Below are 17829 nucleotides of genomic sequence, written 5' to 3'. Positions count from 1 at the left end.
TTTGATAAGAAATTCATATATGATGGTAATGTAACGAATCAAGAACTTAGGTAAGGGTATGCTGGATCTCAATTGGCTTAAAACGTTTGTCACCTTAGCGGAGCACCAACATTTCGGCAAAGCCGCAGCGGCGCTGCACATGACTCAACCTAACGTAAGCCTGCATATCAAGCAGTTAGAAAGTACGACGCGGGTTAAGTTAATTGAACGTAATCCATTTCACCTGACCGAAGCGGGCGTTCGATTGTTGAAGACTAGCCAGAAAACCTTAATGGAGTTGCAGGTTTGTCAGGCGGACCTCAACGCGATTAATGATCTTAGCCAAGGGACGCTAACCATCGCGGCCAGCGATATCATCTCTCGCTTACTCTTGATATCACCATTTCAGTTGTTTAAAGCCGAATTCCCCGGAATCGATTTTTCTTTATTGAATACCACCTCATCACAAGCATCAGAATTGGTTAAAAACGCACAAGCTGATTTGGGCTTTGTGATAGCCCAAAAAGAGAGTCAGCCGCTGCACTTCACCGAGTTACAACAGATCAGGTGGTGCGCGCTAGGAGATAATCTGGCGTTATGGCAACAGGCAAAGCTGCAGCCTGAACTGGTATTAGAGAGTGAACCCACCTTGATCTTACTGGGCCATGATACCCGTACCCGGGATCTGCTCGACCTAGCCTTGCCATCGCTGAATCTGCCAAAGTATCGGATCATGGAGGTGGGTAGTGTCGATGCACAGATAGACTGGGCAGAAGCGGGTTTTGGTGTGGCTATAGTGCCGGAGTTCTCGATTCATACTAAACGAAGCCTTAAGACCAAGGTGACGCCATTACCCGAGTTTCCCACCACCAGCCTGGGTTATATTGTGCGTCAAAATCAGATCCTATCGAAAGCGATTAAGCAGTTATTAAAATGGGTCGATGAGGAGATTATTCGGTCGCAGAAGTAGAGGCAAAGCTAAAATGACGCTTCGCTAAACAAGCTGAGACGATGCTCACTCCGTGATCTGGACAAGCAGAGATGACGCTTCGCTGTTGAAGCAAAGACGGCGCTACGCTGAATCTAAATGTAGGACCGGCTTTAGCCGGGAATGACTCTCCTTTGAAAAAAGCTTCGCGGCTGAAGCACGCTCCTACAAAGAAAGCACATCTTCGAGGATAAAGCTGCCGTTTACAAAGAAGGGAATGAACAGAGCTATATCTAAATGTAGGACTGGCTTTAGCCGGGAATGCCTCTCCTTTGCAAAAAGCTTCGCGGCTGAAGCACGCTCCTACAAAGGAACTTACACCTTTGCAGCTAAAGCCAGGTTCTACAGGTCGTCATTCCGAATTCATTCTTTGTTAAGAGTAGAATCCAGCTTGTGATTTTTGCTTATACGAAAATGGATTCCGGCCTTCGCCGGAATGACTAATAAAGGCCGGTATTACTATTGAAGGCCAGGATGACTATCTAAGGGGCTGAATGACTATTGAAGGCCAGGATGGAGGACTAGATTCGAGAGGTGGACTTGTCCTGATCATTTTTCCTGTTTAATTCGTATATTATTGGCCCAGATCATGCTCATCTCTGCAATGAGATATATCCTGACTATACTAGTAGCACATGAATGACTCATTGTTAAAAAAGTAGTAATTTTGGGGTGTTAGGTATGGTTGAATCAGGAAGTTCTCAACAAGAAAGTAGCGAAAATATGATCGATATGGACGCCATGGGAGATTTTTATGATGACTTCAAGACGGCTCATGAAACATGCGACTCTGTTTTAATCGATTTAGAGTTGGATCCCACTAACGCCACTCTGCTTAATTCCCTGTTTAGGTCTATTCATACCATTAAAGGCAATCTGATCTATGTGGGTTTGAAAGATATCACGCCGCTTATCCAGAGTGTGGAAGACTTGCTGGATGCCATCAGAAAGAACCGCATCGACTATGACAGTCTGTTATGTGATGTGGTCCTACTCACGCTCGATAAGACTGAGAATATGGTTCAGTCAAAAATAGATGATAGGCCATGTGTATTGTCTGATGATGAGATTGATCGTTTGTGTATCAATATCAGCTGCATTGCCGATGTCGCGCCTGAGGCTAGAATTGAATACATTAAAAACTGCCTATTTATTTTAGACCCGGATACTCACTTAAATAACACCCATTCGAATGAGGTTCTCGAAACGTTAGATGATTGCGATGATAAATCTCTGGTTACGCCGGAAACAAAAGTCAGCAGCGACGGTCCCAGAGAGCCTTTAGTTAATACCGATTATCTGGTTGATAATGAAGTCGTTGCCGATAAGAACATTAAAGATGTGCTTGAAAGTCATGGGATAGAACACGATGAAGATATCGGCTTCTTCGAAAGCTTGAGTACCCCATTAGAAAACCGTTCGTTTTATTGGAAGGGACGTACGGTACGTTTATTACTCTTAGCGCTTGCGATGAATGATAAGTCACAGGGAAAGGTTGACCCGACCCAGCTCGCCGTTGCCGTATTAATTCACGATATCGGCATGTCATTCCTGCCACGCTCTCTTCTTACCAAGAAAGGGGCCTTCACAGAAGAGGAGCGACAAGCATTACATCGGCATCCCAACTCTGGTTGTCAGTTGCTCATCGAATCAGACAGATGGGCACAGGCCGCTAAAATGGTTTTACAGCATCATGAACAGGTGGATGGTTCGGGTTATCCAAACCACTTGAAAGGAGCTGATATTTGTCACGGCGCTAAAATCTTAGCCATTGCAGACACTTTCGATGCCAGATCCCATGAAAGAGCTCATCGAACACTGCTTAAGCGGCCGTTAGTACGAACCATGAATGAAATCAATAACTTCTCTGGGACGCAGTTTGACCCATATTGGGTCGATGTTTTTAATCAGGTTGTAGCTACGCCTGATAGCTAGCGCGACATAGTGATAATGATCTTTTTCAGTAGAGAGCTATTTATTCGTAATAGGTTATTCGTAATAGATTACTCACAATAAGGCAGTTGCAATATGTTACTCATGAAACCTCACTGACGATAAGTTACCGGCTATGATTCACAGCTATTTTTTACCAGCCATATAATGTGATTTCGAGAAGAGTTGCTATCCCTTTGTTTTGAGCTAATATCTTAGCTGTACATCGATAAGCTTGCCTTAGTTCGCAAGTTATCAAGGACGGCAAATTGCTTATAAGATTATTCAAGGAATGAATATGACTAATTCAGCTTTCTCAGGTAATGCTACTCATTCTTCACTTGCCACTCGCTTGGCTACTTCCGGTTCAGTTAACCCAGAGACTTTCCATTTCACACTTCCTGCGGATCAAAGACCTGATTTTGTCCCCTTAAAAGAGGAGCTACATCCCGCGTTCGGTTGGCTAACCAAGAACAGAGCTCGTTCGCGCGGGCGTGATGTGTTTGAGTCTATCGATACTATCGTGATCCATGCCACTGCAGGTTATGCAACGAAACATGCTGTGGATACGTGGAAAGAGAGAAAGGCGAGTGCACACTGGATAATACCCGATGAAAATGAAGCCGAGCATGGTCATTTTATCTGGGCCATGGTGGCAGAATCGAAAGCGGCCTATCATGTGGGCAACGTCGATTATGCATCGATACTGGGTGAGGGCCTCAATGTTAATGATCGCAGCTTAGGTGTTGAGCTGGTTAATACTCAGAATGTTCAATATTTTCGAGATCCCTATTCCCAATGGCAGATAGATATGTTGGCTCGTATCGTCCTCTATGCCTGGGCCAAGTATCCCAATCTCAAACATGTTATCTCCCATGCCAAACTGGACCCCGCTCGCCGCTCCGATCCTGGTGAAAACTTTCCATGGGAGGCGTTTAAACACAAGGTATTGTCTCAATCTGTATTGAATGAGCGGCATCCTCTGGTGTTCGAAACAAGTGCCTCCTCTGTTACGAGTGATACAGATAGTTTGAATCTAGCGGTAACAACCAGGGCCGGTCATTGCTGTGAGCCGTAGCATCTGCTCATGAAATCCCTTAAGAATAGACTCCGGCATTCACCGGAGTGACGACAAGACGACAAGGAGTCAGACTCATCGTAAAGTGGATTCAGCCTCTATCATGATATTCTTGCCTATTTCTACTTCCTGCAACCGTGTTCTCTAGAGTCAAAATTACAGAGGGTCACATCCTTGTGGGTAAGACACGCCCCTACAAAGAATATACATCTACGAGGGTAAAGCTGCTGTTTACACATAAGGTAATGAACAGAGCTATATCTAAATGTAAGACCTGCTTTAGCCGGGAATGGCACTCCTTTACAAAAAGCTTCGCGGCTAAAGCGCGCTCCTACATAATTCAATTCGTAATTCTGACTTCATTATGATCACTGCCTTATCGCTGGATTATTGCGCTGTCAGTTGCTGCTTTCATGACTCATGTTCGGGTATCTTGTAAACTAAATTTATATCACATTCATGTACTTCTTAGCCTCGGCGTTGTGCCATCTCTTTTAGGCTGAGCTTTTAGGACCCATCTTGTCTCGACTCAGTACTACAAAGCCAATAATAGCATCTCAATCGTTAACTATTGCACAACCAAATGTTGGACCATCATCAGGTACTCCATCGGATATTTTGTCTGGTACATCGTCTGATTCTTTATCTGATTTATCATCTGGCACACCTCCGGCAGGGGAGCCTTTCTCCTCCTTAGTTGAAGTAGGAGCTTCGAGTGAAGAACAAGCCGTTAAGCAGATTCCTTATAGTTGGTTTGGCCAATTCTTTAAGCAGTCAGAGTTTGCAGTCAGGTTTGATGCTAGTGGGCTTACTCTCACTACATTGCATCAGAATCGATTCTTTACGGCTGAACGTTTTAATAAGAGTGAAAATAGCAGTACCGATCGCCATTCACTTGAAAAAAACGTAGAAAATAACGATGACGATGATAAGGGTGCTGCGCTTCATTTTAACTGGCAGCAGCTGGATAAACCTGCGGTGTTTAATTGGAGTTTCTTCGGCTACCTGATGAGCTTTTCAACAAATGAGCAGATCTACAGTACCCCATTTTTGTCCTACGGCTCAAAGTCACAGTTTGGTGAAGATATAGCCCTGCTCTGGGCTGAGGCTAATCAAGAAAGATTATGTAAACTGGTCAGCAGAATAGAAGATGCGATATCCGGCGAGTATCTGCGTCAATCACGCCTTAAGAGCATCTCAGCCCGTGTCGCGCGAGAATATGCACGTTGGTTTCCCTGGTCAAAGAATCCTTCTCTTAATCTGGACGAAGAGACCCAAACTGCTTTATCTAAGCTGCAGCAGTTTAAAGGCTGGACAGACCGAGATATTGACAATATCCGTGAGCTGTACGTTCAGCAGCAGTTGCTTCGGCACAAGGCGTTTTTCGATAATGTAGAGTCTAATCCATTAACTGAGAAACAGCGCCGGGCCTGTGTTATCGATGATAATAACAATCTCTTGTTGGCCGGAGCCGGTACGGGAAAGACCAGTGTTATGGTTGGCCGGGCAGGGTATTTGATTGAAAGCGGACAGGCTATCGCCGATGATATTTTACTGCTCGCTTATGGAAAGGTTGCCGCCAAAGAGATGGAAGAGCGTATCAAGCTCAAGCTAGGTCCGCTATTAGGCTCTCCTGAAAAAAACCAGGGACAGATGGGCGTTGGTAATGATATCAGGGTAAGCACCTTTCATAGTTTGGGCCTGCGAATTATCACCGAGGTCGAAGGGACAACACCTAAGTTGTCTCCCTGGATTAATGACGAGAAAGGCAAAGAGAGTTGGCTTAATGACGCGCTCGAGTCGTTAATTAAAGAGAAGCGTTATCGTAAGCGATTTCTGGCGTTCTTCGGTGAACATTTTCAGGTAGAGATGAGTCCCTTTGATTTCGAGAGTGAAAAAGACTGTATAGACTATTTCAGTGCTAACGATATTCGAACTTTCAAGGGCGATAAGGTAAAGAGTTTTGGTGAATTGCAGATAGCCAACTGGCTGTATAAGCAAGGTATTGAGTACCGTTATGAAGCCAGCTACCAACACAAGGTTACTGATAAGAAAGCGCGTCAATACAAGAGTGATTTCTATCTGCCTCAATATGATCTTTATATCGATTACTTCGAAATCGATGAAACAGGTGCCGCGCCTGCCTTTATCGATAATGACTCATATCAGGCTTCGATAGAGTGGAGACGCGAGCTTCATAGTCAAAATAACACTCACTATGTCGACTTGTATCACCACCAGCACAATCAGGGACAGATGCTTAAGGTACTTTCCAAGGCCCTAACCAAATATCGGGTTAAACGCGCTCCTATGGATGATGAAACACTGTTAGCCCAGCTACGTCACTCTGGCGATATCACCAAACTGGTAAAGTTATTCAGTCAGGTACTGACGCTGTATCGGGGGGCGTGTCTGGATGATAAGTCTCTGGCCGGGCTCCTGTCTGAGTCGGCAGAACAGAAACAAACGCAAGCCGCATTTACATTATTAAAGCCCATCTTGAAGTCATATCGTGACCATTTAAATAACAGTGGTGAGATAGATTTTGAAGAGATGATAGCGAAAGCGATTCAGTATATTGAACAGGGCCGGTTTGTCTCTCCCTGGCGCTTTATCATGGTGGATGAGTTTCAGGATATCTCTGAACCAAGGGCTCGACTGATAAGGGCGCTGCGAGATTCAACTTGTCGAGTCTCAAAAGAGAAACCTGCAGAAGAGGCAAAATCGGCCGCGGGCTCTAAAGACAAAGCTAAAACCCGAGCTAAAGCTACAAGCTCTGTAAAATCCGGGCGTTCAGCTTCACTGTTTTGTGTCGGAGATGACTGGCAGGCTATCTATCGTTTCAGTGGTGCCGATGTAAAGCTAACCACTGAGTTTGAACACTATTTTGGCTCCGTCACTAAGAGTCATTTAGATCTTACATTTCGTTTTAACTCACGTATCGGTGATGTCGCGTCCCGGTTTGTCACGCAAAACCCTATGCAGCTTAAGAAGACAATCAATTCGATCACCAAAGGCAGTAGATCTGCGGTGTCGATTGTTAAAGCAAGGGCTGCAAACAAGCAGAGCGGTGATGTGAGTGATCAAGGCCATTTAAATCAAGGGCAGTTGAATCAAAGCCTGTTAAAACAGAGTACGCTCACCGAGACCTTAAATGCGATTACGCAATTAGTGAACAAGGAGAAAGGCAAACCAGAATTTAAGCAAAAAGCTAAGCCCACAGTTTATCTGCTGGCGAGGTATTGGTTTGTGTTACCCGACCAACAGGAGTTAGCTTTACTCAATCAAGCCTGTCCTGGTATTAACATCGAGTGCCACTCTTTTCACGCCTCAAAGGGTAAGGAGGCCGACTATGTGATTATTATGGGGCTGACTACCGGCGTTTATGGTTTCCCATCTCTGAAGACAACGCCTCCCGTATTAGATGCTTTACTTCCTGAGGCGGAGGACTTCAACTTCGCCGAAGAGCGCCGTCTGTTTTATGTGGCGTTGACCCGTGCTCAGCATAAGGTGTACTTGCTGGCCGACAGGAAAGGAGTTAGCCCGTTTGTCCATGAGATCGCACAATTATGTAGGAACTAGGTTTAGATTAACTGTAGGAGCGTGCTTTAGCCGCGAAGAATCTAACATTGTAGGAGCTGGCTTCAGCCGCGATACGAATAATCTTCGTCTTTCCGACGCAGGCCGGAATCTATCTTTCTGCCTGTCAGAAACTATATCTGGATTCTACTCTTTGCAAAGAATGAGTTCAGGCCGATGACTTGTTGGAGATCAAATGTAGGAGCCGGCTTTAGCCGCGAATGCTTTCGTATTAAATGGAAAAATAGGGTATTTATCTGCTGTCCCTATACTTAAAACCATACTCAATCGGATATACGATTCCTGCCGCCGACTTTGGCCTTGTATAGGGCTTCATCGGCACGGTTCATTATACTTTTTACATCGTCTTCAGGTTCAAATTCTACGACACCGATACTGACAGTAAATGGAATGACTTTCTCATCTGGCCCGATAAACGCTTGTTCACTAATGTGTTTGCATAACCGTGTGGCAGTCAGTTTAGCCGCATATAGCTCGGTTCCGGGTAGAATGACTGCAAATTCCTCTCCGCCGAATCGTGCAATTTTATCTCCCTCGCGTAGCAGTGCGGTGGCTGCATCGGCAAAGCATTTCAGGATCTGATCGCCAACCATATGGCCATAGGTATCATTGATCTGTTTGAAATGGTCTAAGTCGATCATCAACAGGGAAAACCTAAATCCATAACGCTTAAAGCGGTTCGACATGCTGATTAGTTTATGATCGAGATAGTTACGGTTTCTAAGCCCTGTCAGATAGTCGGTATTAAGCTTGAATTTCAGTTCATCGAGTAGCTGTGTTCGCTGCGAAACATCTCTGATGATCGCGGTAAATTCCGTCTCTCCCTCGACAAGTATCTTAGAGATGCTTATTTCTGCAGCAAACTCTACGCCACTTTTTTTTAGGCCATATATCTGTATCCTCTCTCCCATATCACGAGAAGAGACTATTTCATTGTTAAACTCTTCTACATATTCCGAATGGTGCTCTCTGTGGCGAACAGGCATCAGGCTAGTGATTGGTTTGCCAATAATCTCTTCTGCGCTATATTCAAAGATTAGCTCTGCCGCCCGATTAAAATAGTTAATTGTCTGGTATCTGTCCATGGTGATGATGGCATCGAAGGCTCCCTTAACCACAGAGCTGTATCTGGCTCCAGTCTTATTAATTTCAGTTTCGAGGGCGACTTTATCATCCATATTTATCCCCGTTATCATCACTCGCTTTTGATGACCATGGGGTTGTGCCATAGGTTTCAAGAACAGACGCCACCACTTCGACTTTTGACCTTTCTCGAATGCCTGCTCTAACTCTATTGGTTCATCGGTATCAAATACCTCGGGAAGAAACCTCAACAGAGTATTGGCCATCGAGGTAGCCAGAATGCTGTTAAGCGAACAATAAGGAGTGAGGTTAGGATTTTCTCCAAGCATATTTTTAAAGCGTTCATTACAGGCAAGAATGATAAATTCATGCTCATGTCGTTCAACCACGGCAATACTTGCATGGATGGCATCGACCATTTGTTGTAATTTTTGTGGTGTTTTCAACATGAGTTTAGCTTCAACCTCCAAGATCAACCATTTAAGTCTAGTTGGAAGTTGCAGTTTTTTCCTGATCTAAGGGTTCGGCTCTGACATTCTTCAAATTTGTCGTTTATGGTGTTTTTTACTGAGAATTTACACCACTAGCGTGAATTTTTATTCTAAAATATGCATTTTGGTTAGAAAATTCTCGGGGTTATATTTTTTATTTTGCATAATCATTGAATAAAGGGTGAATGGAGGATTAGTAAGCAGAAGCAGCAGTAGAAGGTATAGCGAGTTGTAGGAGCCGGCTTTAGCCGCGAAGAATGACGATTTGTAGGAGCTGGCTTTAGCCGCGAATCGAACTAACCTTTGTCATTCCGGCATGCCTTTGGCCGGAATCTAGATAGGATAAAACATGCTTAATTGGTACCCCATTCGTTGACGTGATCGAATCGGATATTGAAGCTAGTTTAACCTATTAAATCGATTCTTTGTGCTTACTCTTGTAAGCGCTATTAGTGTGATTATTTTTTGTAAGATAGTCATACTAAGTGCATGTCTTTTACTATGCTTAGATCTGTTAATTGGTTTCTAGTTGATTTTATTGGAGTTGATTAGTTCAAACCACACCGTATGCTGACCAACTTTTTTAAAGAATCTATTTGTTTATACCCTAGAGATATAGCTGCAAGTAGAGTGCGTCCACCTCAAGTAAGTTATTGACTAATATTGCTTTAACATTCTGCGATAATGGAAATGACATAGGTTGTTTTCAATTAATAAAAGGATTAGGTTATGCAACTGAATAAGCAGTACTTGTTTTTCTTGTTGTCTCTGCTTTTCATTTCCGGCTGCTCAACAGTACCTGACTACACCCCAGTTCCTGAACACCTTGTAAATAAAGTTGAACCTATGGGGATACCTGAAATTAGAGCTTGGGGCGATGTTAATGACTATGTTATTGGCACTTATGGTGAGACCGTACTTGCAAGGCAGGACGCTGCAGGGCTCTTGTTGAATGAGGATGGTAGTTTTAAAGAAGCCAATATGTTGACTCTATCTGGTGGTGGAGAAAATGGTGCCTTTGGTGCTGGTATTCTCAAGGCTTGGAGTGATTCAGGATCACGACCTGAATTTTTAGCCGTAACAGGTATCAGCACTGGCGCGATTATATCTGTTTTTGCTTTTTTAGGAACAGACTATGATGACCAATTAACCAGCTTTTATACTTCAACCGATGCTAAAGATTTATATGTTAAAAAAGGCTTTCTCGCTGCGATCACAAGCCTATCTTTATTCGATACCAGCCAATTTGAATCCAAGGTACGTGACACCATTAATCCAGAATTACTCTCACGAACTGCTGAGGCATATGGACAGGGACGCATTCTACTAATAGGTACAACTAATCTCGATGTTCAGCGCATGGCTATTTGGGATATGGGATATATTGCGTCACAGGGAACCCCTGAAGCAGAGAAGCTGTTTGAAGATATTGTGTTAGCGTCTGCGTCTATTCCTGGTATGTTTCCTGCGGTGCCTGTGAATGTTGAGTATGAAGGGGAGCAATATCAAGAAATTCATGTTGACGGTGGTGTTGTGCGACAAGTTTTTTTACTTCCAGATGAAATATCTATAACGCCAGCGCTGTTAACTTACCCCGAAAGAGATCGCAATTTATTCGTCATACGTAATGGTGAATTTAAGGCTAGCTATAAACAGACGGAACTAAAGCTACTAAGCATCACAGGCAGATCCATATCCACATTACTGAAATATCAAGGACGTGGTGATGTAATGCGCTTGTACAACAAGGCTCACGAAGCAAATATGAATTTCAACATGGCCTACATTGATAATGATTTTGAGCGTGAAGACCTTAGCAGTGACTCATTTGAAAAAGAATATATGCAAGCACTGTTCGATTACGGTTATACAAAGTTTCAATTAGGAAACTTGTGGAAAGCTAAACCGCCAGGTATCGACTCTAAAGAACTTAAGTTCCTTAAAATATCAGAAAAACCTTAACGAAGGGGCTTACCAGTTATTACTGGCTCCATAAATTTTGAAATTGGATATTTCTACCTTCAAATTCTTGTTCACATCACCGATGGTCTTCAATAAGCTATTGACTCTAAATAGAAAAAACTTATTACGTAAATTCTTACAATTTTACGCTTCAAGTTAGGTGAAATTGATACGCATTTAAGCTCCATAAAAGAAGCTTTTTACTATGCTTAGATGTGTTAATTAGTTTCAGGTAGGAGTTTTACGATGAGTGATACAAGTTTGTATGAGCGCTTAGGTGGAGAGGGAAAGATTGCGCTTATTGCTGCCGATATTTTCGATACCCACGCAGCTAACCCAACAATTGCCAGCCGATACAAAGATTCAGATAGAGATAGAGTCATTAAGGTTGTCACCGAGTTTCTCTGTTCGGGTACCGGAGGGCCGCAAGATTACACCGGCAAGAATATGCTGGATGCACATAGAGCGATGAACATTAATGAACGTGAATATATGGCTGTACTGGACGACATCATAGTGGCGTTGGATAAAAATGGTGTTGGAGAGCGAGAAAAGCAAGAGATGTTGATGATTGCTTATTCTATTAAGGAAGAGATCATCGGCGTTTAAGATAGATTTTCAGTGTATTCATCTATGCCCTATGCACCTATTAATCTATGATTATTAAAGCAAAACGCAGCCAATTTGGCTGCGTTTTTGAAATTTGTTGTGATTATTTTAACTAGTGCTCTTCTTTGGTAACCGATACCGTCCATTGATACAAAGGTGCGTCGTTATCTATCTGAAATTCTAATGACGCTTCTTGTCCATCGGGTAATAGTGTAAAACCTGGAAGAGTCTCAATGTTGAGGAAATCCCCCTTTCGATAAATAAGCTGTGCTGTCAGATCAATTTGCCCCAGATTATCAGAGAGACTTAAACGCAAGATATTGACACTCTCGAGTTCTATCGGAAACTCTACAGGGTGGTCTGCTCCAATTGTCACTTGAGTAGGACCTATTGTGATACCGTCACGTATCAGATCGGTATTGACCACATAGTCTTCGGAATGACATGCACTTAATGATGCTATCAAGATAAATGCGAAAAAAGATCGTAGAAACATCGTACTCTAATAATGGGTAACGTTAATGGCGCCATGTTAACACTATTTGTTATCACGTTAGTTACTTTTTACTAACCATTTGTGTGCGATACGCCCTTTTTAACTATTTGTTCAGCTTACATTCAGCGAAATCTCCCGCTTTGTGGTTATGCGGACGGTTCGAAGCACATCAGCCCTTCAGGCGTGTCCATTTTTTCTGTATCATCTGCATCCCTAACTCCTTATTAGGTGAGCTATGCAGCCCCAAGCCGACCCATTTATCGTTCCTGTATGTCATGATGAGATTGAGATCTTGTATCAGGATGAAGCATTGATTTTAATCAACAAACCCAGTGGCTTATTGAGCTTATCGGGAAAGCATCCGGATAATAAGGATTCGGTACACTTTCGTCTTGTTCAGGACTTTCCGAGCTGTACCATGATCCATAGATTGGACTTTGGTACGTCCGGCATCATGTTAGTTGCGATGAATAAGCAGGTAAACGCTCAACTCTGCAAGCAGTTTAGTGAAAGAACCGTGTCGAAGCGCTATACGGCACTATTACATGGACATCTGAAGATGGATGAGGGCCTGATTGATTTTGCTATCGCAAAAGATACAGAGAACTTTCCTCTGATGAAAGTCTGCCAGCAAACTGGTAAGCCGGCGGTCTCAAAGTTTAAGGTACTCGAACGTTTCGTTCAGACTCATAACAACGCTTTTTTCCAGGAGCATAAAAAAGCCGGAGATAGGGCGGTTACCCGGGTCGAATTTGAGCCTGTAAGTGGTCGGACTCATCAGTTAAGGCTTCATAGTCAACAGATAAAACACCCCATTTTGGGCTGTGATCTCTATGCCACCGATGAGGCGTTCTTTACCTCTTCGAGGCTATTGTTACATGCCAGCGAACTTAGCTTTGACCACCCAATAACGGGAGAGCGGATGAATATTATCTCTCCGAGTCCGTTTTAGGATTTCTAATCTCACCTTCGCGGCTAAAGCGCACTAAATGTAGGACCGGCTTTAGCCGGGAATGGTCCACCATTTACACAAAGCTTCGCGGCTAAAGCGAGCTCCTACAGAGAGCCACATCTTTGTAGGTGAAGCACGCTGCTACTGATGTAAAAACTCTCCCAGATAACATTTGAGGTAGGCGATACTGGCTCTTTTCGCTTCCTCTTCCATCGTATCGGTTATCTCATCGTGTTTATTAACCGACAACATAAACATCAGATCGGCAATTTCCACGGCGTGGAAAAAGACCTGTGCCTGGTCCGGGAAGTCCGGAATAACAAAATGATCTTCTATGGCGTCGATCAATAGCCTTCCTATGACCTCATCATTTCGTCTATCGGCTAATTTGATATAAGCGGGAGTCTTACCTCCGATGATCAATTGCTGATACGACCTGTTATTACGGTAGAGCTCGGCCGCACGCCGAATACAGATCCGAATAATGGCTTGCCAATTATCATCTTCATCCAGTGTGAACGACTTGAATATGACTTGGCTGATCTCAGTTCCAAATACAGACGCAATCTCCACCCACAGACTATTGATATTGGGGAAGAAGTGATAGCTGGATGCCAGCGGGATCTCGGCAAGTTTAGCGACATTGGCCAGCGAAATCTCTTCGATACAGCGCTCTTCGAGCAAACTTTTGCCGGCAAGGATCAGCTTTTCTCTTCTTACATTTCCTCGATTCTGAGGAAGGCTCTTACGCTTTTTTCGCGTATTTATTTCTGATGGTTTTGTCATATTTTTATTCTATGTGTTTCAACCATATTTTGTCGATACAAATTATTTAAACACGAATTAATTCGAGTTTTATGTTGACCGATGTCACAAAACTGCTAGTTTAGTGACAACTAAAGGTTAAAAGTCGAAGGTTTTTTAATCTGTAGGTTGTACAAAAAACAAGACGAAACGTGCTAAATACTCACGCCCGCAGTACTGGCTAAGTTGTATAAGCAGCACACACAAATAACAAAAATAGGTAATGCTGATATGTTAATGAAACCAAGTTCTGTAGCCATCGCCATCACGATGGCAATCGCGTCAAGCCAGGTACACGCGAATGAAGATGAGTCGGGCACGACCGAACAGCCTGAGATTAAAAAATCCAAGAGTTCGCTAATAGAAAGAATTGAGGTAACGGCGCAGAAGCGACTCCAATCTGCCGATGACATCGGTATGCCTATCGCGGCATTTAGCTCGCAGCAGATGAAAGATCTGGGCATCAACAACGCCATCGATATCACCAAGTTTACCCCCGGGGTGGTTTATTCTGAAACCTCCGCGGTTGGCGTCCCAATCTACACTATTCGCGGTGTGGGCTTTGATGACTACAGTACCGCAGCAAACTCGACGGTCGGTATTTATGTGGATGAAGTGAGTCTGCCTTACCCCATTATGACCCGTGGACTGCAATTTGATGTGCAACGTGTGGAGATCTTAAAAGGGCCGCAAGGAGATCTGTACGGCAGAAACAGCACGGGGGGCGCGTTTAACTTTATCAGCAACAAACCGACTCAGGATTTTGAACTGGGCGTGAACCTGGAGTACGGCAGTTACCAGAGAGTGAAGACCGACGGTTTTATCAATGGCGGTTTAACCAATAACCTGAGTGCTCGCTTCTCCTTTGCTACCCTCAATGAGGGGGAGGGTTGGCAAACCCATGCAGTAACAGGTGAAGATAATGGCGCGCAGGATCAGCTGGGATACCGATTATTAGTTAACTGGGACCTCTCTTCCGATGCCAGTTTACTCTTTAATGTTCACGGCGGCAGAGACAAATCGGAGAATTCCGTTCCTCAGGCATTTGCTTATCGTCCTCTGGTTCCAGGCTTCGGTACCGTCCCCACAGATATTGACAAAATAAATCTCAATGATTCAAGTAGTGCCTCATGGGGAGTATCGGATTTTGAAGGGACATCACCGATAGAAACCAAGCGTGACAGCAATAGTTTTGGTGCATCGGTCACGCTCGATTGGGCATTGAATGATAATTTGTCACTCACCTCAATCACGGCTTATGAAGAGTTTGATCGAAAAGACGGCAACGATTGGGATGGCAGCGATCTGCGCAGCACAGATGTGTATAACGACAGCGATATTCAGGCCATTAGCCAGGAGTTACGCTTATCAGCGGATAATGGTGAAGACTTTTCTTGGATTGTCGGCGCCTATGCCTCCTCAGACTCAGTCAAAGAGAGCTTTTTCTCCGATGTTGTTCAGGCGAGTAACTCTGATTTCACATGGATAGCACCCGACATGTACCTTCAGTATGTCGATACAAGGTATGAGATCAATACCAAAACAGCGGCGCTATATGGCCATACCGAATGGGATTTTGCAGAGGATTGGACGCTAATTCTCGGTGCACGTTACACGGCTGAGGAGCGTGAGTTACTCGATGCGTGTACCTATGATGTGGAAGGCGCGTTAACGCCAATTTTGGGCACCGGACCGGGCGATTGCGGTACGGTAAACCCGGAGACCGGAATGACAGAAACATTCAGCGATGAGCTATCTGTAAGTAACCTGTCAGGAAAAGTCGGTATCAATTACAAGCTTAACCAGGATGTATTACTCTATGGCTTAGTCAGTAATGGTTTTAAATCAGGTGGTTACCAGGGAGCCCACGCATCATCGACCTCACAATGGGGGCCGTATGATGAGGAGATCCTTAATGCTGCCGAGCTAGGCTTCAAATCGGTCCTACTCAATAACACCATGAAGGTAAACGCCTCCGTATTTAATTACTGGTATAAGGATAAGCAGGTACAAGATACCCTGGTCGATCCCCTTTTTGGTCCCTTGAGTGTCATCATAAACCTGGAAGAGAGTGAGATCCGCGGCGCCGAAATCGAATGGGTATTGAATCCACTCGATGGCTTAGATCTGCGAGTCTCAGGCACCTGGCTTGATACTGAAGTGATAGAGGGAACCGGGATCAACTTGGAAACCTTAGAACCTATGGACCTTGCAGGACAGAAACTGACCAATTCGCCAGAGCTTCAATGGTCAGCACTTATTTCATATGAAGCTGAAATTGGTGACGATTGGCTACTTAGAAGCCAACTAGATGGGTTTTATAGCGACTCATCCTTCTCTTACCTGACTAACGATCCTGAGCTGAACACCCTTGAGAGTTATACCGTGGCAAATCTACGTTTTGCATTACTTCAATCTGACGGGGCATGGGAAGTATCCGCCTTCGTTCGCAACTTAACCGACGAGTCCTATTACACCTCTTCATCCTATGCTAACGACATCTATTCTCGTTCGATGGCGCGTCCACGTACTTTCGGGGTTGGTTTTAGCTACAGCTTTTATTAACCAACGACCTTAGCAGTTAAGGGAGGGCAGCCTCCCTCATTTCAAGTGAGAACTTTTATGCTCAGTCATTTAACGAAAAAAAATACGCTGGAAATAGCCCATAAACACCTTATTCCGGCCAGGCTCGATGCTTTCAGCAGTTTTGGGGTAGAGCTGGTCATAGGAAGGCGTGAAGGATATCGGATCTGGGATCTCGATGGCCATGAATTGATGGATCTGCATCTTAATGGTGGCACATTTAATTTAGGGCATAGAAACAAGGAGTTGTGTGATTTACTCAAAGAAGGTCTGGACTATCTGGATATTGGTAATCACCATTTCGCTAGCCCGGAGCGGGCAAAATTGGCCAAACGCCTGTCGGAACTGAGTCCGGGTGAGCTTCAATATACCGTGTTTGCCAGTAGTGGTTCCGAGGCCGTCGATATTGCGATTAAATCCGCGAGACAGGCGACCGGGAAACGAAAAATCATCTCACTTTCATCTGGATATCATGGCCGTACTGGCTTATCAGGCGCTGCGGGTAACGATGAGGCGGCTCAGTTTTTTAACAGTGCCTATCCGGATGAATTTATCACAGTACCTTTTAACGACTTAGATGCGATGGCAACGGCTTTGGCATCGAATGATATCGCAGCAGTATTAATTGAAACCATTCCTGCAACGCAAGGATTTTTAAGCCCGATAGACAACTACCATCTTAAGGTTAAACAACTATGCGAGCGTCACGGTGCCTTGTATGTTGCCGATGAGGTACAAACCGGCCTCGGTCGCAGTGGTTGTTTATGGGCCATCGAGAAATATAATGTTGAGCCGGACATCATGGTGATTGGAAAGGGGTTATCGGGGGGGATCTACCCGATTGCCGCCGCCATGTTGAGCGCAAAAGTCGGCCAATGGTTAACCGAAAGTGGTTGGGGACACGTGTCAACGTTTGGCGGCGCCGAACTTGGTTGTCTCGTTGCAAACCGGGTGCTGGAGATCTGTAGTGACAGTTCTGTTATGGCCATAGTCGATGCCAATCAATCATACCTGCGTGAAAAATTGGAATTACTGAAAGCGCAATACCCCTTGTTAAGTGAAATACACCAATGCGGATTAGTGTTCGGTCTTAAATTTGATCAGGACGATGGTGGGATCGAGATGATGCGTGCCCTGTATAAACACGGTGTCTGGGCCATTTTTGCAGGCTTCGACACCAGTATATTGCAGTTCAAGCCAGGACTCCTGATAGATAGAGCCTTCTGTGATGAGTTAATGACTCGATTTGAAAAAGCCCTACAAGAATTATAA

At 44.2% G+C, this 17829-nt stretch carries 12 protein-coding genes; 9 read left to right on the top strand and 3 right to left on the bottom strand.

The genetic code is table 11. The features are described 5' to 3' along the window. Positions 1-58 precede the first annotated feature (58 nt). The 4 genes from SSED_RS11845 to SSED_RS11830 all read left to right on the top strand — a co-directional run bounded on the left by SSED_RS11845 (position 59) and on the right by SSED_RS11830 (position 7559). Complete coding sequence (locus SSED_RS11845) at positions 59-949, top strand: LysR family transcriptional regulator (RefSeq protein WP_012142602.1); 891 nt, start codon at positions 59-61, stop codon at positions 947-949. A gap of 699 nt (positions 950-1648) precedes the next feature. Continuing rightward, positions 1649-2902 (top strand): HD domain-containing phosphohydrolase, encoded by a 1254-nt coding sequence (locus SSED_RS11840; RefSeq protein ID WP_012142601.1) that lies wholly within the window; start codon positions 1649-1651, stop codon positions 2900-2902. A 295-nt stretch (positions 2903-3197) separates the two neighbouring features. Then, positions 3198-3977 (top strand): N-acetylmuramoyl-L-alanine amidase, encoded by a 780-nt coding sequence (locus SSED_RS11835; RefSeq protein ID WP_012142600.1) that lies wholly within the window; start codon positions 3198-3200, stop codon positions 3975-3977. 519 nt (positions 3978-4496) lie between these two features. Further along, positions 4497-7559: a UvrD-helicase domain-containing protein gene (locus tag SSED_RS11830; RefSeq protein ID WP_012142599.1), complete on the top strand. Its 3063-nt coding sequence runs from the start codon at positions 4497-4499 to the stop codon at positions 7557-7559. 281 nt (positions 7560-7840) lie between these two features. On the opposite strand, the gene SSED_RS24045 is transcribed toward SSED_RS11830, so the two are convergent. Beyond that, positions 7841-9109 (bottom strand): sensor domain-containing diguanylate cyclase, encoded by a 1269-nt coding sequence (locus SSED_RS24045; protein WP_012142598.1) that lies wholly within the window; start codon positions 9107-9109, stop codon positions 7841-7843. Between the two features lie 771 nt (positions 9110-9880). Here SSED_RS24045 and SSED_RS11820 point away from each other — a divergent pair. Together SSED_RS11820 and SSED_RS11815 are read left to right on the top strand one after the other, a co-directional pair. Beyond that, complete coding sequence (locus SSED_RS11820) at positions 9881-11113, top strand: patatin-like phospholipase family protein (RefSeq protein WP_012142597.1); 1233 nt, start codon at positions 9881-9883, stop codon at positions 11111-11113. A 246-nt stretch (positions 11114-11359) separates the two neighbouring features. Then, positions 11360-11722: a group I truncated hemoglobin gene (locus SSED_RS11815; RefSeq protein WP_012142596.1), complete on the top strand. Its 363-nt coding sequence runs from the start codon at positions 11360-11362 to the stop codon at positions 11720-11722. A gap of 112 nt (positions 11723-11834) precedes the next feature. On the opposite strand, the gene SSED_RS11810 is transcribed toward SSED_RS11815, so the two are convergent. Next, positions 11835-12218 carry a hypothetical protein gene (locus SSED_RS11810; protein WP_012142595.1) on the bottom strand — a complete coding sequence of 128 codons (384 nt, stop codon included), beginning with the start codon at positions 12216-12218 and terminating at the stop codon, positions 11835-11837. A gap of 235 nt (positions 12219-12453) precedes the next feature. On the opposite strand from SSED_RS11810, the gene SSED_RS11805 reads away from it, so the two are divergent. After that, positions 12454-13170 carry an RluA family pseudouridine synthase gene (locus SSED_RS11805; protein ID WP_012142594.1) on the top strand — a complete coding sequence of 239 codons (717 nt, stop codon included), beginning with the start codon at positions 12454-12456 and terminating at the stop codon, positions 13168-13170. 141 nt (positions 13171-13311) lie between these two features. On the opposite strand, the gene SSED_RS11800 is transcribed toward SSED_RS11805, so the two are convergent. Then, entirely contained in the window at positions 13312-13956 is a 645-nt protein-coding gene (locus SSED_RS11800) for a TetR/AcrR family transcriptional regulator (protein ID WP_012142593.1), read from the bottom strand. Positions 13957-14205: 249 nt separating this feature from the next. Here SSED_RS11800 and SSED_RS11795 point away from each other — a divergent pair, with 249 nt between their 5' ends. Together SSED_RS11795 and SSED_RS11790 are read left to right on the top strand one after the other, a co-directional pair. Then, the gene (locus SSED_RS11795) at positions 14206-16539 is read left to right on the top strand and encodes a TonB-dependent receptor (protein ID WP_012142592.1); all 2334 of its coding nucleotides are present in this window, start codon (positions 14206-14208) and stop codon (positions 16537-16539) included. Positions 16540-16596: 57 nt separating this feature from the next. Further along, the gene (locus SSED_RS11790) at positions 16597-17829 is read left to right on the top strand and encodes a class-III pyridoxal-phosphate-dependent aminotransferase (RefSeq protein ID WP_012142591.1); all 1233 of its coding nucleotides are present in this window, start codon (positions 16597-16599) and stop codon (positions 17827-17829) included.

The organism is Shewanella sediminis HAW-EB3 (genome assembly GCF_000018025.1).
Classification (GTDB): domain Bacteria; phylum Pseudomonadota; class Gammaproteobacteria; order Enterobacterales; family Shewanellaceae; genus Shewanella; species Shewanella sediminis.
The sequence above is the reverse complement of the archived record's forward strand: the minus strand, read 5'-3'. Positions and strand labels throughout refer to the sequence as shown.